This is a genomic window from uncultured Bacteroides sp. (assembly GCF_902472605.1).
Taxonomy (GTDB): Bacteria; Bacteroidota; Bacteroidia; order Bacteroidales; family Bacteroidaceae; genus Phocaeicola.
Genome location: NZ_CABROP010000024.1, coordinates 1 through 25,639 on the forward strand (window position 1 = coordinate 1; position 25,639 = coordinate 25,639).

At 41.1% G+C, this 25,639-nt stretch carries 47 protein-coding genes and 2 tRNA genes; 38 read left to right on the plus strand and 11 right to left on the minus strand.

Annotated elements, in window-relative coordinates; genetic code table 11:
• The 6 genes from RDP42_RS07040 to RDP42_RS07065 all read right to left on the minus strand — a co-directional run.
• Positions 1-730: M56 family metallopeptidase (locus tag RDP42_RS07040; RefSeq protein WP_308763116.1), on the minus strand; the 730-nt coding region annotated here is incomplete at its 3' end.
• Between the two features lie 13 nt (positions 731-743).
• On the minus strand, positions 744-1,118 hold the full coding sequence (locus RDP42_RS07045; protein WP_204479745.1) for a BlaI/MecI/CopY family transcriptional regulator: 375 nt from the start codon (positions 1,116-1,118) through the stop codon (positions 744-746).
• A gap of 150 nt (positions 1,119-1,268) precedes the next feature.
• Positions 1,269-1,466 (minus strand): hypothetical protein, encoded by a 198-nt coding sequence (locus RDP42_RS07050; RefSeq protein WP_308763117.1) that lies wholly within the window; start codon positions 1,464-1,466, stop codon positions 1,269-1,271.
• Positions 1,467-1,782: 316 nt separating this feature from the next.
• A complete protein-coding gene (locus RDP42_RS07055; protein WP_308763118.1) occupies positions 1,783-2,121 on the minus strand; it encodes a hypothetical protein in 339 nt (112 codons plus the stop codon).
• Positions 2,122-2,155: 34 nt separating this feature from the next.
• A complete protein-coding gene (locus RDP42_RS07060; protein ID WP_308763119.1) occupies positions 2,156-3,175 on the minus strand; it encodes a hypothetical protein in 1,020 nt (339 codons plus the stop codon).
• A gap of 19 nt (positions 3,176-3,194) precedes the next feature.
• On the minus strand, positions 3,195-3,827 hold the full coding sequence (locus RDP42_RS07065) for a S24 family peptidase (RefSeq protein ID WP_308763120.1): 633 nt from the start codon (positions 3,825-3,827) through the stop codon (positions 3,195-3,197).
• A 142-nt stretch (positions 3,828-3,969) separates the two neighbouring features.
• Here RDP42_RS07065 and RDP42_RS07070 point away from each other — a divergent pair, with 142 nt between their 5' ends.
• A complete protein-coding gene (locus tag RDP42_RS07070; protein WP_308763121.1) occupies positions 3,970-4,173 on the plus strand; it encodes a hypothetical protein in 204 nt (67 codons plus the stop codon).
• Here RDP42_RS07070 and RDP42_RS07075 read toward each other — a convergent pair.
• Positions 4,148-4,480, minus strand: coding sequence for a hypothetical protein (locus RDP42_RS07075; protein WP_308763122.1), 333 nt, complete (start codon positions 4,478-4,480; stop codon positions 4,148-4,150). The genes RDP42_RS07070 and RDP42_RS07075 overlap by 26 nt on opposite strands.
• A 163-nt stretch (positions 4,481-4,643) precedes the next feature.
• Here RDP42_RS07075 and RDP42_RS07080 point away from each other — a divergent pair, with 163 nt between their 5' ends.
• The 29 genes from RDP42_RS07080 (at position 4,644) to RDP42_RS07220 (ending at position 19,501) form a co-directional block, all read left to right on the plus strand.
• The gene (locus RDP42_RS07080; RefSeq protein WP_308763123.1) at positions 4,644-4,964 is read left to right on the plus strand and encodes an SH3 beta-barrel fold-containing protein; all 321 of its coding nucleotides are present in this window, start codon (positions 4,644-4,646) and stop codon (positions 4,962-4,964) included.
• Positions 4,965-5,032: 68 nt separating this feature from the next.
• On the plus strand, positions 5,033-5,212 hold the full coding sequence (locus tag RDP42_RS07085) for a hypothetical protein (protein WP_308763124.1): 180 nt from the start codon (positions 5,033-5,035) through the stop codon (positions 5,210-5,212).
• Between the two features lie 379 nt (positions 5,213-5,591).
• A complete protein-coding gene (locus tag RDP42_RS07090; RefSeq protein WP_308763125.1) occupies positions 5,592-5,768 on the plus strand; it encodes a hypothetical protein in 177 nt (58 codons plus the stop codon).
• A gap of 110 nt (positions 5,769-5,878) precedes the next feature.
• Positions 5,879-6,067 carry a hypothetical protein gene (locus tag RDP42_RS07095; RefSeq protein ID WP_308763126.1) on the plus strand — a complete coding sequence of 63 codons (189 nt, stop codon included), beginning with the start codon at positions 5,879-5,881 and terminating at the stop codon, positions 6,065-6,067.
• A 53-nt stretch (positions 6,068-6,120) separates the two neighbouring features.
• Positions 6,121-6,195: transfer RNA gene (locus tag RDP42_RS07100), tRNA-OTHER, on the plus strand.
• 20 nt (positions 6,196-6,215) lie between these two features.
• A complete protein-coding gene (locus tag RDP42_RS07105; RefSeq protein ID WP_072542811.1) occupies positions 6,216-6,458 on the plus strand; it encodes a hypothetical protein in 243 nt (80 codons plus the stop codon).
• A gap of 6 nt (positions 6,459-6,464) precedes the next feature.
• On the plus strand, positions 6,465-6,671 hold the full coding sequence (locus tag RDP42_RS07110; RefSeq protein ID WP_308763127.1) for a hypothetical protein: 207 nt from the start codon (positions 6,465-6,467) through the stop codon (positions 6,669-6,671).
• Between the two features lie 20 nt (positions 6,672-6,691).
• A complete protein-coding gene (locus tag RDP42_RS07115) occupies positions 6,692-7,627 on the plus strand; it encodes an ATP-binding protein (protein ID WP_204477139.1) in 936 nt (311 codons plus the stop codon).
• On the plus strand, positions 7,608-8,378 hold the full coding sequence (locus RDP42_RS07120; protein WP_308763128.1) for an HNH endonuclease: 771 nt from the start codon (positions 7,608-7,610) through the stop codon (positions 8,376-8,378). The genes RDP42_RS07115 and RDP42_RS07120 overlap by 20 nt, the downstream gene beginning before the upstream one ends.
• The gene (locus RDP42_RS07125; protein WP_308763129.1) at positions 8,371-8,826 is read left to right on the plus strand and encodes a DUF3127 domain-containing protein; all 456 of its coding nucleotides are present in this window, start codon (positions 8,371-8,373) and stop codon (positions 8,824-8,826) included. Before RDP42_RS07120 ends, RDP42_RS07125 begins: the two co-directional genes overlap by 8 nt.
• A 3-nt stretch (positions 8,827-8,829) precedes the next feature.
• The gene (locus RDP42_RS07130) at positions 8,830-9,270 is read left to right on the plus strand and encodes a hypothetical protein (protein WP_308763130.1); all 441 of its coding nucleotides are present in this window, start codon (positions 8,830-8,832) and stop codon (positions 9,268-9,270) included.
• A gap of 2 nt (positions 9,271-9,272) precedes the next feature.
• Positions 9,273-9,704, plus strand: coding sequence for a hypothetical protein (locus RDP42_RS07135; protein WP_204477146.1), 432 nt, complete (start codon positions 9,273-9,275; stop codon positions 9,702-9,704).
• Positions 9,701-10,438, plus strand: coding sequence for a hypothetical protein (locus tag RDP42_RS07140; protein ID WP_308763131.1), 738 nt, complete (start codon positions 9,701-9,703; stop codon positions 10,436-10,438). Before RDP42_RS07135 ends, RDP42_RS07140 begins: the two co-directional genes overlap by 4 nt.
• Positions 10,439-10,635: 197 nt before the next feature.
• Positions 10,636-11,112, plus strand: coding sequence for a recombination protein NinG (locus RDP42_RS07145; protein ID WP_308763132.1), 477 nt, complete (start codon positions 10,636-10,638; stop codon positions 11,110-11,112).
• Positions 11,109-12,281, plus strand: coding sequence for a DEAD/DEAH box helicase (locus RDP42_RS07150; RefSeq protein WP_308763133.1), 1,173 nt, complete (start codon positions 11,109-11,111; stop codon positions 12,279-12,281). The genes RDP42_RS07145 and RDP42_RS07150 overlap by 4 nt, the downstream gene beginning before the upstream one ends.
• A 4-nt stretch (positions 12,282-12,285) precedes the next feature.
• Positions 12,286-13,125: a hypothetical protein gene (locus tag RDP42_RS07155; protein WP_308763134.1), complete on the plus strand. Its 840-nt coding sequence runs from the start codon at positions 12,286-12,288 to the stop codon at positions 13,123-13,125.
• 2 nt (positions 13,126-13,127) lie between these two features.
• Positions 13,128-13,712, plus strand: coding sequence for a hypothetical protein (locus RDP42_RS07160; RefSeq protein WP_308763135.1), 585 nt, complete (start codon positions 13,128-13,130; stop codon positions 13,710-13,712).
• 178 nt (positions 13,713-13,890) lie between these two features.
• Entirely contained in the window at positions 13,891-14,337 is a 447-nt protein-coding gene (locus tag RDP42_RS07165) for a hypothetical protein (RefSeq protein ID WP_308763136.1), read from the plus strand.
• The gene (locus RDP42_RS07170; RefSeq protein ID WP_308763137.1) at positions 14,334-14,567 is read left to right on the plus strand and encodes a hypothetical protein; all 234 of its coding nucleotides are present in this window, start codon (positions 14,334-14,336) and stop codon (positions 14,565-14,567) included. The genes RDP42_RS07165 and RDP42_RS07170 overlap by 4 nt, the downstream gene beginning before the upstream one ends.
• Positions 14,567-14,974: a hypothetical protein gene (locus RDP42_RS07175; RefSeq protein WP_308763138.1), complete on the plus strand. Its 408-nt coding sequence runs from the start codon at positions 14,567-14,569 to the stop codon at positions 14,972-14,974. The genes RDP42_RS07170 and RDP42_RS07175 overlap by 1 nt, the downstream gene beginning before the upstream one ends.
• 1 nt (position 14,975) lies before the next feature.
• A complete protein-coding gene (locus RDP42_RS07180; RefSeq protein ID WP_308763139.1) occupies positions 14,976-15,491 on the plus strand; it encodes a hypothetical protein in 516 nt (171 codons plus the stop codon).
• On the plus strand, positions 15,484-15,759 hold the full coding sequence (locus RDP42_RS07185; protein WP_308763140.1) for a hypothetical protein: 276 nt from the start codon (positions 15,484-15,486) through the stop codon (positions 15,757-15,759). The genes RDP42_RS07180 and RDP42_RS07185 overlap by 8 nt, the downstream gene beginning before the upstream one ends.
• A gap of 277 nt (positions 15,760-16,036) precedes the next feature.
• Complete coding sequence (locus RDP42_RS07190; RefSeq protein ID WP_308763141.1) at positions 16,037-16,228, plus strand: hypothetical protein; 192 nt, start codon at positions 16,037-16,039, stop codon at positions 16,226-16,228.
• A gap of 176 nt (positions 16,229-16,404) precedes the next feature.
• Positions 16,405-16,995 (plus strand): hypothetical protein, encoded by a 591-nt coding sequence (locus RDP42_RS07195; RefSeq protein ID WP_308763142.1) that lies wholly within the window; start codon positions 16,405-16,407, stop codon positions 16,993-16,995.
• A gap of 94 nt (positions 16,996-17,089) precedes the next feature.
• Complete coding sequence (locus tag RDP42_RS07200; protein ID WP_308763143.1) at positions 17,090-17,650, plus strand: hypothetical protein; 561 nt, start codon at positions 17,090-17,092, stop codon at positions 17,648-17,650.
• Between the two features lie 120 nt (positions 17,651-17,770).
• On the plus strand, positions 17,771-18,316 hold the full coding sequence (locus RDP42_RS07205) for a hypothetical protein (protein ID WP_308763144.1): 546 nt from the start codon (positions 17,771-17,773) through the stop codon (positions 18,314-18,316).
• Between the two features lie 137 nt (positions 18,317-18,453).
• Entirely contained in the window at positions 18,454-18,675 is a 222-nt protein-coding gene (locus tag RDP42_RS07210; protein WP_308763145.1) for a hypothetical protein, read from the plus strand.
• An 88-nt stretch (positions 18,676-18,763) separates the two neighbouring features.
• On the plus strand, positions 18,764-19,201 hold the full coding sequence (locus RDP42_RS07215; RefSeq protein ID WP_118026516.1) for a hypothetical protein: 438 nt from the start codon (positions 18,764-18,766) through the stop codon (positions 19,199-19,201).
• 99 nt (positions 19,202-19,300) lie between these two features.
• Positions 19,301-19,501 carry a hypothetical protein gene (locus RDP42_RS07220; protein ID WP_308763146.1) on the plus strand — a complete coding sequence of 67 codons (201 nt, stop codon included), beginning with the start codon at positions 19,301-19,303 and terminating at the stop codon, positions 19,499-19,501.
• A gap of 37 nt (positions 19,502-19,538) precedes the next feature.
• Here the strand turns inward: RDP42_RS07220 and RDP42_RS07225 are convergent, their stop codons facing one another.
• From RDP42_RS07225 to RDP42_RS07240, 4 genes are all read right to left on the minus strand, one after another.
• The gene (locus RDP42_RS07225; RefSeq protein ID WP_308763147.1) at positions 19,539-19,745 is read right to left on the minus strand and encodes a hypothetical protein; all 207 of its coding nucleotides are present in this window, start codon (positions 19,743-19,745) and stop codon (positions 19,539-19,541) included.
• Between the two features lie 36 nt (positions 19,746-19,781).
• Entirely contained in the window at positions 19,782-20,522 is a 741-nt protein-coding gene (locus tag RDP42_RS07230) for a hypothetical protein (RefSeq protein WP_308763148.1), read from the minus strand.
• 88 nt (positions 20,523-20,610) lie between these two features.
• The gene (locus tag RDP42_RS07235) at positions 20,611-21,153 is read right to left on the minus strand and encodes a zinc ribbon domain-containing protein (RefSeq protein ID WP_308763149.1); all 543 of its coding nucleotides are present in this window, start codon (positions 21,151-21,153) and stop codon (positions 20,611-20,613) included.
• Positions 21,154-21,158: 5 nt separating this feature from the next.
• On the minus strand, positions 21,159-21,404 hold the full coding sequence (locus RDP42_RS07240) for a helix-turn-helix transcriptional regulator (protein WP_308763150.1): 246 nt from the start codon (positions 21,402-21,404) through the stop codon (positions 21,159-21,161).
• A gap of 189 nt (positions 21,405-21,593) precedes the next feature.
• On the opposite strand from RDP42_RS07240, the gene RDP42_RS07245 reads away from it, so the two are divergent.
• The 8 genes from RDP42_RS07245 (at position 21,594) to RDP42_RS07280 (ending at position 25,428) form a co-directional block, all read left to right on the plus strand.
• Positions 21,594-22,352: an amidoligase family protein gene (locus RDP42_RS07245; RefSeq protein ID WP_308763151.1), complete on the plus strand. Its 759-nt coding sequence runs from the start codon at positions 21,594-21,596 to the stop codon at positions 22,350-22,352.
• Positions 22,353-22,523: 171 nt separating this feature from the next.
• Positions 22,524-22,991 (plus strand): class II glutamine amidotransferase, encoded by a 468-nt coding sequence (locus tag RDP42_RS07250; RefSeq protein ID WP_308763152.1) that lies wholly within the window; start codon positions 22,524-22,526, stop codon positions 22,989-22,991.
• Complete coding sequence (locus RDP42_RS07255; protein ID WP_308763153.1) at positions 22,988-23,131, plus strand: hypothetical protein; 144 nt, start codon at positions 22,988-22,990, stop codon at positions 23,129-23,131. Before RDP42_RS07250 ends, RDP42_RS07255 begins: the two co-directional genes overlap by 4 nt.
• Positions 23,128-23,301: a hypothetical protein gene (locus RDP42_RS07260; RefSeq protein WP_308763154.1), complete on the plus strand. Its 174-nt coding sequence runs from the start codon at positions 23,128-23,130 to the stop codon at positions 23,299-23,301. The genes RDP42_RS07255 and RDP42_RS07260 overlap by 4 nt, the downstream gene beginning before the upstream one ends.
• A gap of 73 nt (positions 23,302-23,374) precedes the next feature.
• Positions 23,375-23,447: transfer RNA gene (locus RDP42_RS07265), tRNA-Val, on the plus strand.
• Positions 23,448-23,471: 24 nt separating this feature from the next.
• On the plus strand, positions 23,472-23,831 hold the full coding sequence (locus RDP42_RS07270) for an ASCH domain-containing protein (RefSeq protein ID WP_308763155.1): 360 nt from the start codon (positions 23,472-23,474) through the stop codon (positions 23,829-23,831).
• A gap of 182 nt (positions 23,832-24,013) precedes the next feature.
• Complete coding sequence (locus RDP42_RS07275; protein WP_308763156.1) at positions 24,014-24,685, plus strand: phosphoadenosine phosphosulfate reductase family protein; 672 nt, start codon at positions 24,014-24,016, stop codon at positions 24,683-24,685.
• A gap of 2 nt (positions 24,686-24,687) precedes the next feature.
• A complete protein-coding gene (locus tag RDP42_RS07280; RefSeq protein WP_308763157.1) occupies positions 24,688-25,428 on the plus strand; it encodes a ParB N-terminal domain-containing protein in 741 nt (246 codons plus the stop codon).
• Positions 25,429-25,639: the final 211 nt, after the last annotated feature.

The window sequence follows — 25,639 nt, forward strand, 5'->3', positions numbered from 1 at the left end:
AGTAGAGCCTTGCGCCAACGGCTTTTTTTATTAATAACATTTGATATTCTTTCGCATTGATGCCCTGACGGAGTACTTCTTCGTCGGCTTCGTATTCATGAATGTTCTGCAACTCCTGTTTGAGCAGCCAGATGGCCGGATTAAACCATTGCAACCAGGCACAGACTTCGGTCAGCAACAAGTCCCATGAATGATGGTGACGGATGTGGGCCAGTTCATGCATCAGGATGTAGTGTCCTTCTTCCTTCAGGTCGGTTTCCGAAATCACGATGTAGCGCATCCAGCTAAAGGGCGCGATGGGACGATGATGTATTACCAGTAGGACACCGTCGTTCAGCTTCTCACACCGGCTGTGGCGAATGAGGAAGAGCATGCGTCCCAACGACCAGAGGGGGCGGACAATGACGAACAGCAGTCCTGCGAAGTAGGCCAGTACCAGCATTTCCTGCCAGCGGAGAGTGTGGTCCCCCTCTTCTACTATCGTAGCTCCTTGGTTCCACTGGTACATCAGCAACAAGTCCTCCATCGACATCACTTGCATGTTTACCGGAGAAGCCTCCTTGACCGTGATCTGTATCAGCGGCAGCAGGCACGAGAGCACCATCACTCCCAGTAAGGCTATCCGGTTGAAGCGGTGGAAAGTCTCCTTGCTGAGCAGCAGGCGATAGAACAAGTAGAACACCGCCAGGCAGACGGCCGATTTGAGTATGTAGACTAAAAAGGTTCCCATAAGCCGAGATGTGTTACTGTGGTTTCTCTTGCTCTCCCTCTTCCACCTGACGGATGAGCTCCTTGAGTTCCTTCAGCGAGATGTCTTCCTCCTTCACCAGCGAGGAGACGGCCCCTAGATAGGAGTTGTTGAAGTATTTGCTGATGACTCCGCGCAGCGTGCGGCGACTGAAATCGTCACGGCTCACGGTGGCATAATACTGGTAAGTGTTGCCGAAGGCCGTGTGCGACAGGTAACCCTTCTCTTCCAGTCCCCGCACAATGGTGGACAGGGTATTGAAATGCGGCCGGGGTTCATCGTAGAGTTCCACCAGCTGCTTGACGAACATGGGGCCTTTCTCCCAAAAAAATCCCATGATTTCTTCTTCTTTGGCGGTAAGTGTTTTCATATCCGTTTTATTTGATTACCGCAAAGAACTAAAACTTTTAGTTTATAAACTAATATTTATAGTTAAATAACTAAAAAGAGTAGTTACTTCTTTTTTTCCCCTTCGGACACCTCCGCTGAGGGCTGGTCCGATGAGGGGAATTTCTGTTTTTCAGGCTTGTGGAGGAAGCGGTTTACGGTGTCCCGGAGCATCGAACTTGGCCGCTTTTTTGCCACGTTTCTTCTTGGCATGTCCGGGAGGAACTTCTTTCTTGTGAGGAGGTTTGGGAGCATGGCGATGAACCACGCACGAGGTAGTGCCCAAGCTGAGCAACAAGCCGAACAGGGCAATCAGTAACTTTGCTTTCATAAGAGTTTGGTTTAGGTTTTTGCGAAGTTACGAAAAAAGAAGGATAGTCTGTGTTGAGCGGTTCAGTTTGTTACTCCTTTTCTCCATGAACCAAATCTGATAATTTGATATATCTATGGAATTTCTCTAAAAAACAAAGGCTAACATTCTTAATTATCAGAATATTAGCCTTTAAACACTGAGGAGCGGCAAGCGGGACTCGAACCCGTGACCCTCAGCTTGGGAATATTCCTCCAATTTATAGTGTATCTGTTTGTAAATTAGTTTGTTGTAAGTTCTCTTTTAACTGTCCGGGATAAGCTTTTGAACATTTTTTCTACTTGAAAGCCTTCCCTATCCTGTCACCGGATACCCATCCGTCACCGAACTGACAGTTCTTGATGTCTACAATATAGACTCCCTTTATCTCCAGTCCTTTACCTTGCGCTTCTTCCAAGTATGTACGTGCATAAGCATCAAAGTTTGCTCCCGGATAAGCGTCTACGGCAAGGATTAGAAAGTTCGCGTCGGTCAGTTCACCTTTGTAGATTCCTATTTCAGCATCCACGAGACTTTGGACGTATCTGTCTGCTTTGTCTTTCTGTTCCTGCGATGGCTTATTGCTTCCGCAACTTATAAGAATGAAAAGTGATACTATAAATATATTAAATTTCATAAGTGTTATGTAAACCTGTAATCTATATTAAAATTTATTTCTCATTTTGAGTCATATCGGGGAATAGTTCAAGTTGAGCAATATCTGCTTCTTTCTTTTTTCTATATATACGACCTTCATTTGTTTCACTATATGTATTATCATCATATGTTCCAACTACCTTGACGATGTTGTAGGAAGAAATAACTTCTTCTCCTAAATTATTCATGTATCTTGGCATTTCAAGAACGCATTTTATGCATGTCCCATTTTTAAATTCAATCTTCCCAGATTGAACAAGTGTTTTAAATTCATTTGATTTCATATTAAAATTAAGTGTTTCCCCATTGTATATTCCTCTCCATTGATAGTTACCTTTTTTTAAAACGGGAGATACTATTTCCACAATAGCTTCTTCGTCTATAATGGTCTCAAGCTGATTAGATGTCAAAATATATTTTTGGAAATCCTCTCTTTTTATTTCAATTGATTGCTGTATTGGTCCGCAATCAACATAATTATTTATTGTTATACTATTAACCTTAACTTCCTTAGACAATTCCTCATAAAAATTTGATGTTCTTTTAGCTATTTTAGTACTAGAAGATATATTTTGTAAGGTATCTTCAATTTGCTTATTATTTTTGGATCTAATTTCTTTTAACTTCTCTCTTTTAATCTCATTATCTAACTTCTTACTTTCAATTTCTACTTTTTTTTCTTCAATGGCAAGCTGTTCCAATTCTGGATTACTTTTAAAGTATTCTTTTAACATATCTAATCCGAACTGAGGTGCTTGTGTGAAGGCAAAAGTAAAAAAAGATGTAAATGCAGAAATTGCAATAGTTTTTTTCGTATTAGAGCTAATCCGTATATTAAACCATTGTCTTATACCACCCTCTGTTATGGCTTCAGATTCTATTACGATATTTACCTTTGCAATGTTAGCAACTTCTTTAAATAAATTAAGAAGTTCCCATTCACATTTGTTTAATACAAAGGCATCCATTGTGTGGCTCTCATCCTTAAGCCAATAATGTAATTCAATGGTGTTTTTGAATATATTATTTTCCATAAAAGATTAGGTTTTCTAGTTATAATCTTAAGCTGCCAACTACTAAATTGTAAGATCGAATATCACCTTTAGGTATAGAAAAATCAGGATATTCTGGGTTATATGATTTACATCTGATTTTATCACCATCATCATAAATTCGTTTGATAATAACTCCTTGTGTTGTGTCAAGTACATGTACACGCCCCCACTGAAGGAAACTTTCTTCATTTACTCGGAGGCATGCAACTTCATCTCCGGCATAATATTCAGGTTCCATACTTTTCCCTGTAATTCTTATAGTAAAGTCATATTTAGGGAATGCACTTATAATAGGAAGTTGTTCGCATTGATAGCTGGTTACTCCATCTATCGTTTCAGTAAGTGTACCTGCTGCTGCATCATAAGGAATACGTGGACGAGTATTTTTATCTGCTGAAGGTGTAATACTTCCAATTGTTTTTTTCAACATTTCACCGTCCCCAGTCAGAAGCCAATCCATATTAATCTCAGGAAAGACCTCTATTATTTTATTTAGTACATTCATTCCATTATCACGAGCAACCCAGTTACTGATAGTTTGTGGTTTTTCTCCTACTTTTCTTGCAAAATCAGCTTTTGATTTACAAAAGCTATAAATTATCTGTGCAATTCTTTCTCCATTATTTTTCATATACACAAATATGTTTATATCTTTGTATCCGTAACAAGTACGAGGTATTACAGGAACTAATTGGTTAAACATTCCTCCAAGGAGGTTTAATATATGCACCCATAATAGCTCGTACCTATTGTAGGTGTTTAGTTTTTAAACTATGAATATAAAAGCTCAAATAAAAAAGTTCCTCTCACAAAGGAGAAGAAAAATGTATTTATCTCTTGTCATTCATAGCAATTTGGTAAATGGTTATACCGAAGCATCAACAGCCATAAGAATGGCAGAAGAGTTTGCTAAATATGTAGAAAAAGGAGAGTACAAGCATAATACATTGCCTAATGGTTATCGGTGGGAAGAATAACTAATATGCTGAAATTTACTCTATTCTCACTCATTTTCTGATATTCACCTCCTAAATTTCCTAAATCCATAATTCCTACGCTTATCTTGCCTCCTGCTTTATAATCTTGCTTTAAAGACAAGGAAAAATCTATTCGCTGAACAGCTGAGATTTCATCATTATCTTTACTCATTATTGCTTTAGGAGTAACTGTTCCAAACTTTGAAGGATTTATAATAGCCCCTTTTCCTTTTGCAAATTCTTGCGCATCTTTTACTCCTTCTATTATTTCTTTAAGTGTTTCACTGACAAAGTCTTTCAGGTCCATATCTACAAATAATAATGTATTATCCAATGGTTAAATAATATTTATATACACATATTTGTTTGTTTTGTATTTCTATTGTAAACAAATATGTGTATATTTGCATCAGAAACGTAACACTGATACGAAACAAATATAGTAAAAAACAACTAACCCTCACACGATTATGAAAAGAAATGTATTACACGAGATTATGACTTTAGCTTGGCAGTTGGTAAAGAGAAACGGTTTCTCTATGAGTGAAGCGTTGAAATGCGCCTGGGCTAACATGAAGCTGAAAGCTGCAATGAAGCAAAGAATTGTAAAGTTCTACTTCAAAAAGGTAGATGGTTCTGTTCGCGAAGCATACGGCACGCTGAAAGAAAACCTGATACCTGCTACATCAGGTGACAACAGAAAGAAGAACGATACCGTTCAGGTGTACTTCGACACAGAGAGACAAGAATACAGATGCTTCAAGAAAGCTAACCTTTTAAATATCGCATGACTATGAGAGCAACAGAAGCAAGCAAGAAGTTAGATGAACTCTACAGTGAGTTAGAATCTGTTAGAGGCATGTCAGAATCAGAAGTTTGCAGCAAATACAATGCAGATTGCAAGCAAGACATTGAAGATATTATCGAAGAAGAAATAGAGGCATTGAAGTCTTACGATTGCGATGATTACAGCGAAGATGACGGTATGGACTACATCAACCTTCAGTTATCACAAGGCTTGCCTGTGATACGTTGGTAACTCACCTACCCTGCTGACGGACTGAACGGCAACCGATAGCGAGAATCGGGCAGGGTTCTACTTGATTGGTTCTTTGACATGATGGAAATTTTAGGCGTACCGCTACGCCTGACGCAAAAGGGATTCGACTGAGTAGCGATAGCGGCACGGTGAAAAGGGTGTGAGTAAGGGACTGACAACAAGCAAACGCAGCGCATTAATCACCGCGATAACAAAAACGACTTATACGATTGCAGGTGGCCGTAGGCCGGCTACAAAGACAATCTTCACTGATTAGACACCAGCAAGAACTATATATACCCGTGGCTTACCCAACCTTGGATAAGCAGTAAGGCAACCACCGGAACGCCCACGGGAACGAATTTTAAAACACACGGTTATGAAAAAACTTCTTTTTCTCTGTGCATTGTCTGTACTGGTGATGCACTTCAATCAAGATTTGAATCCGGTCTACTGGATTGGGCTTTCAGGGTTTGTGACAACTGGCTTTTGGGCCGCTTATAAAATGGACAAAGATGGAAGAACTTCAAAAAATAATAAAGAGCATCTGCAATGAATTTGCGGACATCAGTGTCATTCTTGCAGCACGCTCGCGGGAATTAGACAGACGGGAGCAGTTCGATAAGGAGATAGAAACGGAAATCAAGAACATTAAAAAGAATAGTCATGAAAACAGTTGAAGAATTGAAGGCTATGACGCAGGATGAACTTGTGGCATACGCAGAAAAGTTACAAAAAGACTTGAAATCATCAAGAGATTCAACTCTCTTTTATAGTGAAGAGAAAAACAAAATAGAGAAGAAGTTTGAGAACTTCAAGAACCTTGTAAAATCAATGATAATCTTAGTTGATTAGTGTTTTGGGTTATAAAACGTGGATGCCGGGCTGTGAAGTTCGGCATTTTTTATTGGCAGGTAGTTCAGGAGGTAGAACATTTCGTAGGGTTAGCGGAAAGGTCACGGGTTCGAGTCCCATTCTGCCAGCAACATCAAATTTTAAAACTATGGTAAGAGAAATTACAGTAGACGAAAACTACCAGACTGTGCGTCTGTTTGACGCAATGAAGAAAGGGGACATCTACAAGGTTCCCTACGACAAGAAACGGCATAACGGAATCAAGCTGGAAGCCTCACGACGTAACCGTGACCTCCGCTTGATCGGGACACTTAAAAACAAAATGGACGTGAAATACCGGGTATCGGCCACAGAGTATCCGGGCTTCTCGGCAATTATCTGCTTAAAATAAACGCTTATGGTAAATGAAGAAGTTTTAAAGATAGTCCTCAATGACAAGACTTTTGGGCGTGACACTGCTGCCGACATTGTAGGCGGTTTGGCCAGATTGAAAGAATTGGTAGGGAAAGGTCTTATCAGAGCTGAAAAGACGACGAACAAGCAAAACGGAAAGTGGTTCTGTAATGCCTGGGATGTGATTAAACATGCGAAATTGAAATATTGATTAACTAAAAAAATTGCATTATGAGTTTGATTAAAAAATCCAATGAATTAGTAATTCCTTCCACCGTAAAGATGATGATTTACGGTCAGGCAGGTATGGGTAAGACAACCGTAGCTTTGAGCGCACCGAAACCGCTACTGCTCGATTTTGATAATGGTGTAAAACGTGTGAATATGGCCCACTTGGACGGTATCGACATCGTACAGGTAAGTTCATGGCAGGATGTTCAACAGGTATTGCAAGAAGACCTCTCGGCCTACCAAACAATCGTAGTGGATACCATCGGCAAGATGATGGACTTCATTATTTCCTATAAATGCGGAACTCGCCAGCCACAAATTAAGGATTGGGGCGGTATCAATGCAGAGTTTTCATGGATGACACGAACGCTTTCATCATTGAATAAGAACGTGGTGTTTGTGGCCCACCGTGATACCCGGAAAGAAGGTGACGATACGGTATTCATCCCTGCTTTGCGAGAGAAATCCTATAATTCCATCGTAACAGAACTTGACTTGCTCGGCTACCTTGAAATGCGAAACGAGAATGGAGTGCAGAAGCGTACAATCACATTCGACCCCACATCAAGAAACGACGGAAAGAATACCTGTAACCTGCCGGGTATCATGTTTGTACCTAACATACTCGACAAGAACGGCAACCCGACAGCCAAGAACGACTTCATCACTACCCAAGTCATCCGTCCTTACCTGAACATGCTTCAGGTGAAGAAAGAAGAAGCTGCTAAGTACGACCATGTGATAGCCGAAATCAAAGAGAATATCGAATTCATCACCGACGCCCAATCAGCCAATGAGTTCGCTTCCCGTATTAACGAGTTCGAGCATGTGGGAAGTTCTTTGAGCATGGCCAGAAACCTGTTTGCTGCCAAGGTAAAAGCCCTTGGGCTGGTATTCAACAAAGAGACAAAGACCTATGCAGACAAAGCAGCCTAAATTCAAGTTTTATGCAACGCTTCTCGATGCCTTCACAAGCTATCTGAAAAGCGATGCCATTTGGGAAAGGTATTGGGGATTCAGCGAGAATCCCCCACATACCCCTGAAGAGTTCAGACAAAAGCAGTTCCAAAGCCTGATTGACACGATTAACCGTGTCCCGTTCGACAGTGAAGCAGCCGACAAGGGAACGGCTTTCAATGAAGTAATAGACTGCATGATTGAGAACCGGAAGTCAGACAAGGTACATGTGGAAAGACTGCTGTCTGATATGGTTGATGGCAGACAGTCAATAGTAGGACTGCGAGCCACTTACAACAACCGACAGTTTGACTTTCCCCTTTCACTTTGCCGCGAGTTTGCAAACTATTACAAAGGGGCCTTGACCCAGCAACGTGTTGAAGCAACTTTGCCTACATGCTTCGGAAATGTTCTTCTATATGGATATATAGATGAACTGATGCCGTTGTCGGTTCACGATATAAAGACTACCGGAAGTTACTATGTAGGTAAATTCAAAGACCACTGGCAGCACATGGTTTATCCGTATTGCCTGATGCAGAACGGTAGTGATGTGAGGTTGTTCGAGTATAATATTACGGACTTCCGGGCGACATACACCGAGAGCTACACTTTCGTGCCTGCACGGGATATACCTATCCTTATAAATCATTGTGAGGACTTTATACGGTTCTTGAATGACAACAGAGATTTGATAACTGATAAGAAAATTTTTGCAGAAGATGAGTAACCAAATAACCGGGCGTCTGGTTGGAATTGGCCAGACTGTCCAGATACCATCAAAGACAGGCGGTGCTTCATTCCTGAAACGTGAGTTCCTGCTTGATGCAACTACCTATGACCCTTATACCGGGCAACGCAGCGAGTATGAGAATATCTTACCGCTTGAAGTTTCTGGCGATAAGTGTGCAGAATTAGATCAGTTCAGGATTGGAGACGTGATAACGGTGTCATTTGCCTTACAAGGGCGATCCTGGACAAATCAGGATGGAGAATTGAAACGAATGGCATCGATCCGGTGTTACAAGCTGGAACTCCGGCGCACCGGCGGCCAAACGGCGGCACAATCGGTTCAGCAGGCACCTCAACCGGCAGCACCATTTCCGCCGACAATGGCACAGGCGTTTCCACCGGAAGTAGATGCGAACGGAAATCCTAAGGACGATTTGCCTTTTTAGCCTATGAGTATATTCAATCTGAAAAATGAATACGATATACCCAAGTTTAAGGCTTATGTAAACAAGTTGTTTCAGGAACGTGCAGTTGTGGAAGTGAGAAAGAAGCTTCCTAACCGCACGCTGGCCCAGAACAGTTATCTACATCTGCTTTTAGGGTATTTCGGCAGTGAATACGGTTGCAGCCTTGAAGAAGCAAAGATTGACTTCTACAAAAGAACTTGCAACCGTGATTTGTTTGAGAGAAAGACGGTCAACAAGAAAGGCAAGGAAGTTACCTACCTGAGAAGTTCGGCAGAACTTACGACAGGTGAAATGACATTGAGCATTGACCGTTTCCGTAACTGGTCTGCGTCAGTGGCCGGAGTATATCTTCCGGCAGCCAACGAACAACAGATGCTTATCTATGCACAACAAGAAATCGAACGTAATAAAGAATTTATTTGACTATGGACAAATTTTTAGGACAAGACATCCCTGAACAGGAACGATGGCAGTTCCTTCAGGACAACGCCGATGCGGTAGAGAAAATCGGATATACTCACCGATTCACCCCCGAAGAACTGGCTCAGAAGAAAGAGACTTTGGCCGAGGTATCCATCACCATCAACGATGTTGAATTGGAGAAGAAAGAGGCTATGGAGAGTTTCAAAGAACGCTTGAAGCCTTTGAACGAAGAAAAGCAGGAACTTCTGGACCATATCAAACGTGGTTCAGAGTTCGTTGAGAATGAAGAATGTGCCAAAATTCTTTATCACGAGGAAAAGATGGCCGGATTCTACAACAAGTTGGGTGAACTGGTTTACAGCCGCCCAATCATGCCACAAGAAATGCAGAAGACAGTATTTAGTATTAACCGTAAAACTGGAACAGAATCATGAGTGAAAACAAAATCAATTTGGTAGTGCCGAAAGACTACAACGGTACACCCATCGAAGTAGTATTGAGAGAAGGTAAAGCATCCGTAGCCCTTGACCCGAAAGAACCGGAGAGAGTAGTTATCGATGGAACGATAGATGCACCTTTCAAGTGGCTGGAGAAGCGTGTCGAATTGATTAATCAGAAATCGGCACACATCATCGTAAACCGTGATAAGATGTGTCTGTCTTTGACTATTGATGAAACCAACTATTACCAGACAGTAATTAGTGGAGTTTTACAGGCTTCAAAGGAAATGCAGGAGTTCGGTATCAATGCGGAAAGGAAATGGGAACCTATTAAGTTGTCCCAGTTTTTCAAGATGCACCGTGCTTTCTTCAAGGACAAGTCACAGAACATGATGCTGGTTTCCACTTTGAAGAATTTCAAGGCCAAAGTAAATCAAGACATTGAACGCAGCAAGGAGGAAAACGGGAACAAGACGGACAACTATTCGCAGGTTGTTGATTCCAACCTGCCAAAGTCGTTCAAGTTGAATATTCCTCTTTTTAAAGGTTTTGCCTGTGAAGAAATCGAGGTCGAGATTTATGCCGATGTAGATGGACGGGAAGTTTCTCTCTCTTTGGTTTCAGCCGGTGCAAATGAGGCCATTGAAGAATACAAGAACAAGGTGATTGATGAACAGATTGAAGCAATCAAAGGCGTCGCACCTGACATCGTAATCATCGAAGTATAATTGACAGCCCGGAAAGACGGGCATACGGTATCGTGGCGGAAATTGGAAAGACGACGTATGAAAACTAAGGGACTTTTACTCCCGCAACTGTAGGTAAACGTAAAGTCGTATTGTAGGTTGCAAAAGCTCATGCAGTGTGGCTATAGACACAATGCAGGTTCGAATCCTGCCGGTACCACAAACTAAAATTATGAATTATGCCGTATTACATCAAGAAACCTAAAAAGAAGAAAGAAAAGCCTTTGCCGTTATTTGACAAGGCAGGTATCAAAGTAAAGAAGAAGCCGGATTTAGTGGCCAAACTCGACAAAGTTTTCAGCCGCTATATCCGGCTTCGTGATTGTATGCCGAACGGGTATTTCCGCTGTATTTCATGCGGTCAGATAAAGCCATACGCACAGGCAGATTGCGGGCACTTCCATTCACGCCGCCACATGGCTACACGCTTTGACGAAGACAACGCCCATGCCGAGTGCCGGGCGTGCAACCGATTCAGTGCCGACCATCTGATACGCTACGAGGCGAACCTGAAGGCAAAAATCGGTCAGCAGCGTTTCGACAAGCTGGCATGGAAAGCCGGACAAACAAAGAAATGGACTGATTTTGAATTAATAGAACTCACAAAGTATTACAAGACTTTGGGGGACAAACTGAGTAAGGAGAAAGGCTTATGAGTTATGTTTTACGAGATTACCAGCAGAAAGCCAGTGATGCAGCTGTCAACTTCTTTGCCAACAAAGCAAAGAAGAACAATGCCATCATGGTGCTGCCCACCGGAGCCGGAAAGAGTCTGGTAATAGCCGACATCGCCAGCCGTCTCGAAGGGCACACACTGGTATTCCAGCCCAGCAAAGAAATACTCGAACAGAACTATCTGAAGCTCTGCTCGTATGGGATTCTGGACTGTTCCATTTATTCTGCATCATTCGGGCGGAAAGAGATTTCAAGAATAACATTTGCCACTATCGGCAGCGTAGTCAACCATCCGGAACTTTTCCAGCATTTTCAGAATATCATCATCGACGAGTGCCATCTGGTCAACCCGAAAGACGGAATGTACAAGAGATTTCTTTCGATGCTGAAATGTAAAGTTTTGGGATTGACGGCCACACCTTACCGTCTTTCATCAAGCAGGGATTTCGGCAGCATGTTGAAGTTCATCACACGCACACGCCCATGTGTGTTCTCTGAGGTGATTTATCAGGTACAAATCTCTACTCTATTGGATATGGGTTATCTGTCAAAGCTGAACTATTATGAAATGAACCCTTTAGGATGGAACGAACTTAACCTGAAGGTGAACACGACCGGAGCCGACTACACGGACAAGTCTGTCGTAAAGGAGTATGAACGTATCGACTTCTACGGGTTTCTGGTCAGCATTGTGCAAAGGCTTATGAATCCGAAAAGCGGGGTAAAGAGAAAAGGTATATTGGTATTCACAAGGTTTCTGAAAGAAGCTGAACGCCTTACCTGGTCCATTCCCGGAACGGCTATCGTTTCGGGTGAGACACCGAAGAAAGAGCGTGAGCGTATTCTTGAAGCGTTCAAGGCCGGAGAGATTCCGGTGGTGGCCAATGTCGGCGTACTAACAACTGGATTTGATTACCCAGAACTGGATACGATAGTCATGGCACGTCCTACCATGTCACTGGCCCTATGGTACCAGATAGTTGGCCGCGCCATCCGTCCGCATCCGAGCAAGGAGGCTGGATGGATTGTTGACCTTTGTGGAAACAAAAAGCGATTTGGCGAAGTCAAGGATTTACGCTTGGTAGATGGTGGTAACGGCAAGTGGGCCGTGTATTCTAACAACAGGCAGTTGACTAACGTAAGATTCTAATATTATGGAAGGATATATAAAACTAAGCCGCAAGTTCTTCTCGAATGATATGTGGAATGAGGCCCGGACTTTTAGCAGTTGCGAAGCGTGGCTTGACCTGATTCGGTCAGCACGATTTGAGGCAACGCCCCGTATGGAGAGTATCGGAGGTCGAGAAGTCTCTTATACAAGAGGACAATATCCTGCATCCATAAGATTCTTATCTAAACGCTGGAACTGGACTGAAAGACGAGTACGGACGTTTCTTGCTTATCTGAAGCGGGAAAACATGATAACTCTTTCCAAGGAACAAGGTATGAACATTATAACACTTGTAAAATACAATGACTACAACGGAAATCCTACTGACACAGCAAGTGACACAAGTAATGACACAATTAGTGACACAACTATCTTGCAAGAAATCAATGAGTTACGTTCGCAGGTGACACAGCTAACGACACAACTGTTGACACAACAGGTGACACAGCCCCAAAATGAGGCCAAAAAGCGACACACGGGTGACACAAAGCAAATAAAAGGAAAGAATAATAAAGAAACTACCACTATCGTGGTAGAAAAGAAGGCCGCGGCTAAAGCCGCTACTCTCTCACGAAAAAAATCCTTTTACCAGTTATTGGTACCTTATGTCGGCCAGTACCCGAAGGAAATGATTCGTGCCTTCTTCGACTACTGGAGCGAGCTTAACAAATCCGGCACCCGTATGCGATATGAACTGGAAAAGACCTGGGAACTTCCCAGAAGACTGGCAACCTGGGCCAGCCGTGAGAAAATTCCTTCAAAAACCGATTTGGGCGTAGTCCTGAAAGACAATTCACCTGAAAAATACAAGAAAGGATGGTAAACATGGAACAGATAAATTTTCAACAGACAATCGCACGGCTCAAAGATACGGGCTTCTCCCCTATCCCGAATGTCGTACAGGTATCCGTTCCGGAGGCGAAGAAGGTTCTCTGGGCCGGCATCAGGTATTTCACCGGAAATAATGCCCAATGGTTGCCGGAGTACGAAGAGGTGGCAGGTTGGCTGGCCGGCAATGAAGGCCGCGGACTTCTGTGTTTCGGCAACTGCGGACGAGGAAAGACCCTTATCTGCGGAAAGATTCTTCCCTTACTCCTGAACCATTACTGCGGAAAGGTGGTAAGCTGCTACGATGCACAGCAGATGAACGCTGATTTGGACGCTGTGAAGCAAAAACACATCATCTACGTGGACGATATAGGGACAGAGAATTTAAGCGTGAAATACGGAGAAAAAAGGCTTGCTTTCGCTGAGCTTGCAGACGAGGCAGAGAAGAAGGGAAAACTTCTCATTCTTACTACCAACCTCACGATAGACGAGCTTAGAGAGAAATATGGGGAAAGAACCATCGACCGGCTGAGGGCTATAACGAAAACCGTCCTGTTCAGCGGTGAAAGCCTGAGAAAATGAAAATCACAATCTGCTGGGTAACTCGTGACTGGAACCTGATCAGGAGGCTGCGAGAGAAGTACCGTCTACCACAATACATGAACGTAAACAGACTCACCGAAGCGGAAGTAGACGAAGAGACCCTTGACAATCTCCGTAAAGGCGAGCCGAAGTATTTAATCATCAGAAAAGTAGAAAAATGAAAAGACAAGAATCAGAAAGAAAGCTCAATGAACTGAGACAGAAGTATATTTCCTTGATTTCATCCATGAACTTTGCCAAAGCACAGAAAATAAAGAACAAAATTGAATCCCTTGAAAGAGAGCTGGAGCCACATTCCTTGGGAGAACTTCTTCAGGACTATACCCCAGAGTTCAAGGTAGAAATGCTTCGCAAGATGCACAAGCTGTTCATCTACTCCGATTTGCTTGAAGGAGCTGCACTGGAGTTCCAGTCTGAACTTGAATCAAACGGAATAGATGCCCAAGTGGTTTTTCAGGTTAAGCGTGCATTGAAAGAGCTGAGAAGCATAGTACGAATACCCGATGAAGAGAATAACACCTCTTTGTCTGACAATTTTGCCGGTATGTGTGATGAAGCCGGACTGGTAGTAAGTAACATAATCAACAAATATCTTGCAAAATGATAACGGAAAGTGACCCGATGCTTCCACGTAAGGTGGATTTGGAGAAGAACCCTTCTGGAACCGAATTGAAAATCGCCCGGAAGCGGGAGATGGAGAAATATGGAAAGTATGTGGCTGTCCCCGGTGACAAGACCCACACAAGAATTTTCGTCCGAAATGGTGAGGATGCGGAAAAGAAGATAGCTGCGTACTTGGAAAGAATCAATAGCCGGCCTCAAAGATGGAACTGATGGGAAAGCTGAAAGTTTATTATGGATGGGCCAGAATTGGAGGTGTCAGGAAAAAGCGTGCTTTGTCGGTCATGTTCGAGAACGAAATGCTGGGATGCAGAAGTGAGAGAGGACAAAGGTGCCTGAGAACAATACAAGACACTGTATTTGAGCGGTACCAGACTGATGAAGAAATGTCTGATGGAAAACGTCAAAACCGGATATTCACAGAATATAGTTTGTTTCTCGACGAGAAACCTATCAACGGGAGCCTTGAAAGATGCTTGCTGATTAACAGAGAAGCGGACAGGAACAATGTTTCTAAGGCCATGAGAGAAAGAATTTCTGATGCCTTGCGGAAGTCGTTTATGCTTTCGAATCCTGGTTACAAAGAACCTTGTAAGCAACTCTCTTTAAACTTTGAATGATATGGGAAAGCAGGAAAGCGTTAGCGATTTTTATCAGCTCGCAAAGGATTTGGCAAAAGCTGAAAAGGAGCTGAAGGTTGAGCGATGGGTTGAAGTCACCCTTTATTACGGATATGCAGATAAACAAGTAAGTCTTTATCACTACAACCTTCCCCGTGAAATGTATTTCCGTTACCAATGGGTGATTAGATGGAGGATGGCGAAATTGCAGTGTCAATATCCAAAACAGATTATTGGTATAAGTCTGTATCACTATGATAAGCGTTCAGGGGAATCTATGGGAGTTAATAGTTGTCTGTCTAATCTAATTTCTGCCAAAGCCCAGGTGACGAAAGCGGAACTGATGATGAAGAACTATATTGAGCAAAACCGTCAGAACAACATATTCTTTGACGAGGACACGGACGAGGAACTGGTTAAGTTCCGGGAGAAGCTGGAGCGCAAGAAACTCGAATGTACTGAGTGTGAAAAGAGACTTGAACAACTTGTAGAAAAAAGGAGGAAAGAAAATGGCTAACATTGTCAAATTGACCGGATGCAAGGAGGTTTCGCATGATATATATGCTTACTTCACTTGCGATGCTGAAAAAGCATTGAAGGCTTTGGAACTTGAGATACCGTGTACTGGAGCAAATAGCACTGGGGCATACAACATCTACTTTAATGATGATGGAGAAATTATCTGTGAGTACATGACGTTCTGTGTTACACGTGAGTTTAAAAAAGTTTCATCCACACAGGATGCTGTTGAATGGATGGATAAGAAAATGAATGGAAATGAGTAAAACGAAATTGTATTACCTGTTCCTGGCAGTCATGTGGTGGCTGCTGGGATAGGTGGAAAGGAGAAACTATGGCTGCATACGATGTAAATGGACGATGCGAAGACTGTACATTTGCAGACGCATTCGGAAGAAGCTGTAAGCATGGGATGCATTTCCCGGTTATGGTGCTGATGGCATACGGAGATGTGTATAAGTGTCCCAATTTCGAGAAAAAGACTATTGAACAAATTAATGAACAGATAGCTCAAAGAAAACAGAGTAGAAAGGAGAAATGATTATGGGAAAGAAAGAAGAATTCGCGAAAATATTTTCCTCAGAAAGTAAGCTCCCAAGCATGCAGCTTTTGAGAGAACTTTCATTCATGGCAGGTTGGGATTCCTGTCTGAAATATTTGGCTACGCTTCCGTTGGATGAAGCAATCAATGAATTAGTAGATTATGTAAAAGCAAATCATCCGACAAATGAATGACGTTATAGTAATAATGATAGTTGGTATTCTTTTATGTGCTGTACTTGCCATACTTGTCACAATGGGAGGGTACCATGATGAAGAGGACAATTTGTGAAGGCACAAAAATAAAAGCTGCATAAATATCATCTGATTCAATAAATTTTTATCTTTGAGGGAACTTAAAATCTAAATTTATGGAAGGGTATATAAAACCGGTTAGAACAGACTTAATCAGGAGTGTGTATGAACATCCGGAAAAATGGCTTCTGAAGTATAAAGAATATGGAAAATCAGACAACATAAAAGATTATTCAAAGGAAGAAATATCTGAGATGCTTTATGGAGCATATCCATATAGTGGATATTTATTAGTGGATGGAGATTACTTTATAAACGTCAAAGATGTCATTCAAGCAGGATGCACTTTAAAGGATGTTACTGTAGATAGAAAGTCAGATTTATCTGATTCTATACCAATAAATAGGATACGAACTTTTTATGTGGAGAATTATTACCTAATCACAAAAGATTGTGTTAATGGAACTAACAAACATTACATAAACTCTTATTTATCAAAAGTTAAAGCCATTCATCATGGAAGAGGACGATTCCACAGATTATATAGCATATCCAATACTTATAAGAGCGACCTGTCATTCTCAAATGGAGATGTTCCAAAGGATTTATTTCATCCAATAAAAGTCTATTTTAACGGTGTATTTTTCGATGACCAATATAGAGTTGATAATTTTATTGTTAATACAGATTTAAAAATCTCTTTTTGAGACATAAATGCAGAAACTTCATATTTTACTCCCAATACATTAAAGTCTAACGAAGTTTCTGACCAGAGTATAAACTATGATAATTTGAACTAACATGGATATTCAGGAAATAGCAAATTCTTATGCTGAGGGGAAAGTAAATGAAGCTATAACAAAGGCTATTGCTCAGGCATATTTAGATGGATACAAAGATGGTTATAAGAGTGGGAAAGAAAATGCTAAAATAGAATGCAATGATGCGGAATTTGTTGACCTTGGCTTGCCGAGCGGAACTTTGTGGGCATCTGATTATTTGAAAGATATTGAAGGAAAAGTCTGTTATTTACCATATATGGAGGCGAAAGAATATCCCATTCCAAGTATTGAACAATGGAAGGAATTGGAAAAATATTGTCAATGGATCGGTAGATATGATAAACATACAATAGATTGTGTGGGACCAAATGGAAAGGTTATTTCTTTCTTATTTACTGGATATTTTAGTTCTACGAAAAAAGAAGAGAAACAATTTGTATATTTATGGCTATTAAGTAAAGATGGAGATAAAAAAAATTCTGTTTATATTGACTATGATGAAAATAAGCCTGGAGATCCTTTCTTAAATTTGGAGAAATCATTTTGCGGCTTTAAGTTACCAATTAGATTAGTACGTTAGTTAATATTTATAGAGTTAAAATTCCACTGACAGCCCTTGTCAGTGCTTTGTGGATACCCGGTAACTGCTTTTTGGCAGTTATCGGGTATTTTATTTTCAACAAATAAAAACCAAACTATTATGAACTTAAACAAATTAAGAGATAAGGCCTACCAGTGCGCAGTAGCACACGGTTGGCACGAAGAGAACTTGAGTGATGAACATTTCCTCTGTCTGGTCATATCCGAGCTGATGGAAGCGGTAGAAGCAGACCGGAAAGGCAGGTATGCAAATGTTGGTCGCTATATAGCTGAATCTGACTTTTATTGTCATGGAGCATTTTCGGATACCATATTTGAACAGTGGATAAAGGACACCGTGGAGGACGAACTCGCCGACGCCTGTATTCGTCTGTTGGATCTGGCCGGACTGAGAGGATGTGATTTGGATAGCTTCGACTACGAAGGAAGCGATACGGAAGACTATTCCGATATGAGCTTCACGGAGGCCATGTTTCGAATCTGTGTCTATGTCACCGACAACTTCTACCGGGATGAACCATTTATCCTCCTGAATGAGATATTCGCTTTCTGCCGTGATAGAAACATCGACATCTTCTGGTACATCGAGCAGAAGATGAAATACAATGAACTTCGTCCATACAAGCACGGGGATAAAAGCTACTGAACATGAAACACGTATTCTACGCCTTAATTATTCTGCAAGCCCTGTATGAGCTTGCGAAGCTGTTTAGATGTAAATCCCTGTACCTACATGTGAAAGTATTCCAGAAGCTGGATAAAACATCACAAAGATGGTATCTGATGGCGCATCCGTGGCTCCATGTTGCATTGTTCATGGATACCGTCGGGCTTTTGCTTTTGGGTATAGGACTGTTTTCAAGCCAGTGGGTATGTTTCCTTGTTGTCTTGGCCATGAGTTTCAGTCGGATTCAAAAATTGGGAGCATGGGCGATATTCCTGGACAGTCTGGTCACGGTCATCATCTACACTTTCGCCATCCTGAACGCATACCACTTGGCATAAAAAAGGGAGCCAGCCCACACGATTAGAAGCCAACTCCCACACACGATTATGATGCAAATATACTAATTCATTCTAAAACTATCGTGCTATGACAAAAGAATTTTCATCAATCGTGGAGTTGAAATCAATACGTGAGCAGAAATCAAGATTATCGGAACGTGAGCAGGAACTATCCTCCCCCATCCTGACCGATTTTTCTCTCATTCCGGAGATTTATGACTGGTTCAAGGACCTGTTGGCCGGGATGGACTGCCCGCCCAATCCTGAGAGCGTCACCCAGCGAAAGAAGTTCCTCTTCATCGTATTATTCCTCTTCGCCCCCAGCGTGCTTGCCGGCGGCCGGCTGCCGAACGGTATTCGGGCAGAAATTTCCGGTGTGTTCCCGGATGTTTCCCCATGTGTAATATCGAACAATATCGCCGATGTTTCCTTTATTTACCAGCAGTATAAGGACTTCAGGCAGGATATAGAGTATCTTTACAATCAGATTTTAGAAAGATTGAAGGTCAAAGGACTGATCAAGTGACAGAATGTTTTAAATGGGGGATAAATCCCCTTTGCTTGAATTTTTATGTCTAACAAATTTAAATTTTAATGCCGAGTCAGAAGAAAAAGTTGGAATGATTTGATTGCGCAATTAGATAGAATTGCGGCAAATCCGAGAATAACGGAATCCCGTTATCAAAGAGCTAAGCGAACTCAAATTCAATATGCAGAGAATATTCTCAATTCAAAAGGTGGAAGTAATGCATATCGTCAAGGATTTGAGCAGGCTCGTAATTATAAAGCCACCAGACGTACTTATATGGGGCTTAATGATGGATAACGAATAAAAGAACTAATCAAGTAACAAAGCCGGAGCGTTATGCTTCCGGCTTTTCTATAATATTTTCTGAATAAATAAAAGCGTCTTTAATTTCATATCTTCCTGCATCTTTCATTTGCTGATGAATTTTTTCAATACATGAATCATATTGTTCTTGATGAACAGCAGGATTATACGGATTTGCACATTCTTGAAATTCCAATTGTCCACATCTTGCAGTTACGATTAATGTTTTTTCAATCATAATTCCTCCTATTTAAAAGTATTATTTATACCATTTTTAATCTGTTTCATTGGTTTGTTTATTACATATTTCTTTTGATATACTGGAGTATGTTGAGTCTTTAAGTTCACGATTTTCTATTTTTGCAGCAATAACATTACCCATCAATATTTTGTGAGTATCAACTAATCTTGAATGAAATTCTTTTAGATTATCTGAAACAGTTGCATTTATTTTTAGATATAGAGCAGCAATATAATTAATCATTATTGCGCTAATTCCCCCTAATACTCCGGTTATTATTTTACTTGTATCATCTTTAGTATATTCTGTGATAAAATAAAATGTGGCTATTATTACGCCGAACCCCAATATTATGCAAAAAATACCCAAGATAAAAATCCATGAATTTTGTCTAAGATTCAGGTCGTAATATTTTTTTAACTGATTATTGTGAAGCCTTAAAGTTTTTTCTGCATAACTGATTTCTGTTCCAATTTTAAACTTCTCAATATCAAGACTAAGATCAATCTCTTGTAGTCTATTTTCATACTGTTTGATTCTTTGATAATAACTTGGCAATATAGCAAAAGGAATTAATGCATACAATATGAATATATAATATGTTTGTCTGTTTTCTAAGATGTAAATAGCGATAGGTGCTCCTATAGTTAAAAATAGCGACATACACCACAATAAACTATTAAACCTTTTGAGTTTACTAAGTCTATTTTGTATAGTTACTTTTTGGTATTGAAGTATTTTTAAAGACTCATTCTCTATATTATGTTCTTCCATAAACCTGCTCTTTTAAATTAAACATTCAAATCCAATAGCTTTCTTAAATCCTCAAATGAATGAACCTCATAAAGAGTTCCTTTCACTTTTAACAGATTAAAATCGTGATGGATGAAACAATAGCAAGTAAAAGCATAAGCAATATCGAACAACCTTTATTCTGTTTAATTTCAATATTGTATTTGCGAGCTACTTCGTGGATGTAATCCATTGACGGCTTAAATTCCTGATGGGTTTCGTTTCTGTATAAGTTAAGTGCATCAACTAATTTATCATTTCTTAAAAGTGATGCAATCTTATCCTCCATTTCTTTTTGTCCACTTTCTCCTTTTTCTATCAGAGCTTCACCCGCTTTGAATCTATGTCCGCACTTTAAGCAAGTAATATTAACATCTTTGCTTCCTATAGTTCCTGCTAAAATTCCAACCCCACCAACTAAAACGGCACCAGCTAAGGCTTTTCCTCCACTAAAACCTTGTTGCTCTGAGTGAAGTTCTCTTGAGTGACATTTAGGGCAACATAAATATTCATCTTTGTTGTTCTCCTGTTTTACGGGATAACCACAATGGGGGCAGGATGATGCTTTGTCACTAATTTCTTTATGACATTCTGGACATTCTATTAGTGCCATATAATCTAAATTTTAGTTTCTAACTTTATTTCTTTTCCACAATGAGGACAACGTATTACTCCCTCTTTGGGGTTATCGAAGAGTTCTGTTACAGGCACACCTAAAACATTGGCAATCTCTTCCAGTCGGCTTATATTAGGATTTCCATTCAGAGATTTTGATAGCCCAACCTCTGTAATACCTATCATGCTTGCAAGGTCTTTAAGCATTATTCCTTTTTCTCGACAAATTTCTTTTATTCTAAAATTCATAATTAAACTGTTTGTTTATGTCGCAAATATAGTCAAAAATTACAAATAGTATAAGAAAGTTAGTGAAATAATACTGATAGTTTAAATATTAGTATTTATTAACTATATTCTCATTGTTTAGAATTATACTATCTGTATATTTGCATCGTGATAATTAAACAGATAGTATAATTTTCAATACACGCGATTATGAAGACATTAAAAGAACAAGTAGAAGAAATTAAGAACATGAAAGGTTCTAAGTCAGCAAAGAAAGCAGCTTTCGTCAAGTTGGGTTTGAGAAAGTACGAAGTAGAGTTGCTTATGGCTGACCTGCCTAAACCTGTCAGAGAGACACACAAGCTCACTTTTGGGGTCGAGATTGAATGCCTGGTAGCTGCCAGCCTTATGAGAGAAAGCGCTACAAGAAACGAAATGCCTTTTCACTATGAAGGTTACAACCACGTTGACAACAACCACTACTACAAGTTTGTTTCTGACTCTTCTATCAGGGGTGAAAACCCTATCGAATGTGTATCGCCAGTTCTCACAGGTAAGGCAGGTATGAAAAGCCTCGAGAATTGCTGTAAGGCTTTGAATGAAGCGGGTGCACAAGTGAATATATCTACTGGCCTACACGTTCATATAGGGGCTGCAAATCTGTCTGACGAGGCCTATATCAACGTATTCAAGAACTATCAGAAGTTAGAGAGAGTGATTGATACTTTCATGGCACGATCAAGACGAGCAAACAACAGCCAGTGGTGCAGAACTCTTCAAGGCATGAGTTTTGAATATTGCATGACAAAGCATGATGTTCTAAACATTATGAACGGCAGTAGATATTTCAAGGTAAATGCCTGTTCTTACGCCCGCCATCAAACTATCGAGTTCAGACAGCATCAAGGGTCTACAGACTTCGAGAAAATCTCTAATTGGGTGAATTTCTGTGCCAAGCTGGTAGCGTAGTCAAAGAAGAACGTATTAAGTTCAGAGGTAACTTCAATCGACGAGATACCTTTCTTGACAGCGAAAGAAAAATCATTCTTCAAATCACGTGCTGAGGTTCTTGCATGAGCCTCACACGGTTAAAATCAATCAGATATGTGTTGTATAATATATAAACCCAAAGGTGTCCAGATGCCAACGCTGGACACCTTAAATAAGGTTCAGAGAATCAATCATCATGGTTACGGTTTTGTTTCTTCTAAGCACAGATTCAAGTCAATGAATTATCAAAGGTTTCTGGCCCATCTTTCAGAGGTTGGCATTGAAGAAGAATGTATCATTCACATGAGACTGGCTACACACGGTTCTAAGTGCAGAAAGAACTGTCACCCGTTTGTCGAGAATGGCGTTTATTTTGCCCATAATGGCGTTTTGCCTATTCAGTCGGTAAATGATATGACAGACAGTGAAATCTTCTTCAGATGGCAAGTTTATCCACTTGTAATGAAATATGGTTATGAATCAAAGGTAACAGAATCCATGATGATGGCTGCCGCTGGCAGTTCTAAGTTCGCCATGATGTACAAAGGCAAAGTAAAGCTGTATGGTGATTATATGAAATTGAACGGTGTGTATTATTCTAATTTGAGATGGTTATGATAAAGAACATTTTAGAAAGCCTGAGAGAGAAAGTAGAAAGCGGTAAAATAACCCTTTCAGAAGCAGCTGTAAGGCTTTACGATGCAGGTTGGACTAATTTTATTGATATTGAAGCAACTAAGAGATTATTGAAACTATGAACGAGAAAGAAATCCTGCAAGAAATAATCGAGTGGCTGGGTAATGATACCAGCTACTTGTCTACAAGAACAGACTATGGACGAGGCTATAAAAACGGCATAGAGCGTGCAAAAGCAATAGTCGAGGAAATAATCAATGGGCACGACCCTGATTTATTAGCAAACAATTAGCAAATTGTTTCGTATGCGTTGAATTGTTGTTTAGAATTGTCTTCATAATGGGGTATCTTTGTATAGATACCATCGCGGGTTAGAGCAGTGGGCAGCTCGTCACTTTGACTTGGTGAAGGCCGGTGGTTCGAATCCATCACCCGCAACTAACATTTAAAAGTTACACGATTATGGAAATACTTACGCTTATCATCAAACAGAAGTTCTTTGACGAAATCTTGTCGGGCAAGAAAACACAAGAATTCAGAGAAATCAGACCTACAACCCAGAAAAAATACTGCCAGCTTGACGCTGATGGGTATTGTGTCGAGAAAGACGGTATTTTGCAGCCTAAGCGTTACGATGCCATCCAGTTCTTTGTAGGCTACAATAAAGACAGGGCCAGCGCACTGGTAGAAGTCAAAGGCGCAAAGATAGAACTGTTTGAAGATGAGAATCACAATCTTATCGAATACACCTATCAAGGTGAGATATACTTGGCCGCACAGGTCGTTTATGACCTTGGCCGAGTGATGGAAAAGAATGTTTAACCCTTTAAAACTTGTTGTTGAGTCAGAACAAACAGAAGTACATTTTCAACGAGCAACTACCGTGGGGGCCGCACTGGATTGACAGACCCGAATACAGGTAGAACCTCTCAGGGCGGTAGATATATCACCCGCCGCCAGCAGTATTATAACGTCCGCACAGGACTTGGTATGAGTGGCGGATAATGACACTGCAAGAAAGGACATACAGCTATATTGACCTCGTCAGACAGAATACTGACGGGGTTTTGCTGTTTCTGTCCTTGGGTAAGGATTCTTTGGTCTTACTGGACATGATCTATCCGAAGTTTGAAAGGATAGTCTGCGTGTTCATGTACTTTGTCAAAGGTTTAGAGCACATCGAAAGATGGATTGGATGGGTAAAAGCCAAATATCCGAGGATAGAGTTTGTTCAGGTGCCTCACTGGAACCTTACCTACATTCTTCGTGGTGGTTTGTATTGCGTGCCAAACCCGAAAGTGAAACTTTTAAAACTGGCCGATGTGGTGAAGGCCATGCAGCTAAGATACGGACTTTACTACACGTTCTTGGGTATGAAGAAGGCCGATGGCATGAACCGTCGCCTGATGCTGAAAGGCTATGAAGCCAACGGGTACGAAAACAACGGTATGTGCTACCCTTTGGCAGACTGGACGCAGAAAGACATCCTGTCCTACATGAAGCAGAACGGGCTGCCGGAACCTGTCAGGTATTCGCTGAAGGCCAGTTCTGGTGTTGGATTCAATCTGGATTGTATGTTATGGCTGGAGAAGAACTACCCGCAGGATTTACAGAGAATTTACAAGGTGTTTCCGATGGCTGAGAGAATCCTTTGGGAACATAAACAAAAGCAATAGGTATGGAACTGAGCAAATACATAAAGAGTGAATCGGTGGAACTTAACCGTTCCGCCATTCACTTTGCAGGTTATAACCCCAGGAAACTTTCTGAGGAAGCCAGAAAGACGTTGAAGCGGGGTATCAAAAAGTTCGGACTTGTCGGCGGAATCGTAGTCAACAAGCGGACCGGACTGACTGTCGTGTCCGGTCACCAGCGTCTTAGCGTGATGGACGAGCTTCAGAAGTATCCTGAGAATGATTATAGAATCCGTGTAGATGTGATTGATGTAGACGAAAAGCAGGAGAAAGAGTTGAATATCCTGATGAACAATCCAAACGCACAGGGTTCATGGGACTATGACGCTTTGGCCCGGATGGTTCCCGATATTGACTATCAGGATGCAGGACTGACGGCTGCCGACCTGAATATTATTGGCTGTGATTTCCTCCTACAGACTGAAGAAGAAAGTTCCATCGCGGAAGCTTTGGAGGATATGATGGCTCCAGTAACTGAGCAGAAAGAAGCCGAGAAAGCTGCCAAACAGATGGAAAGAGCCGAGAAGGTGGCCCACATGAAGGAAGTCAAGCAGCAGGTAAAGGATGCCGTTCAGAAGCAGGCACAGGACATGGATGCTTACTTGATGCTTTCTTTCGATACGTTTGAGGCCAAAGCGGCCTTCTGTGAGAGATTTGGTTACGACCCCTACTCCAAGTTTATCAAGGGAGAGGTATTCGATGAACAGATAGAAAGAATTGAATGAGAATCTAAAATATAGGAGGTATGCCGAGTTAGAAGGAAAACATATAGCCAGCTGTATCAACAGTCAAGACGAATAATGTACAACGCTGGAAGGCAATACGGGCTTGGTACAGACAGGCAAAGAAGTATAAGAGACAGAACGAGGTCTATAATGGAAAGATATGCAGCGAGAATAGACAGTTATTTCTCAAAGAGAGGAATTGATGTCTATG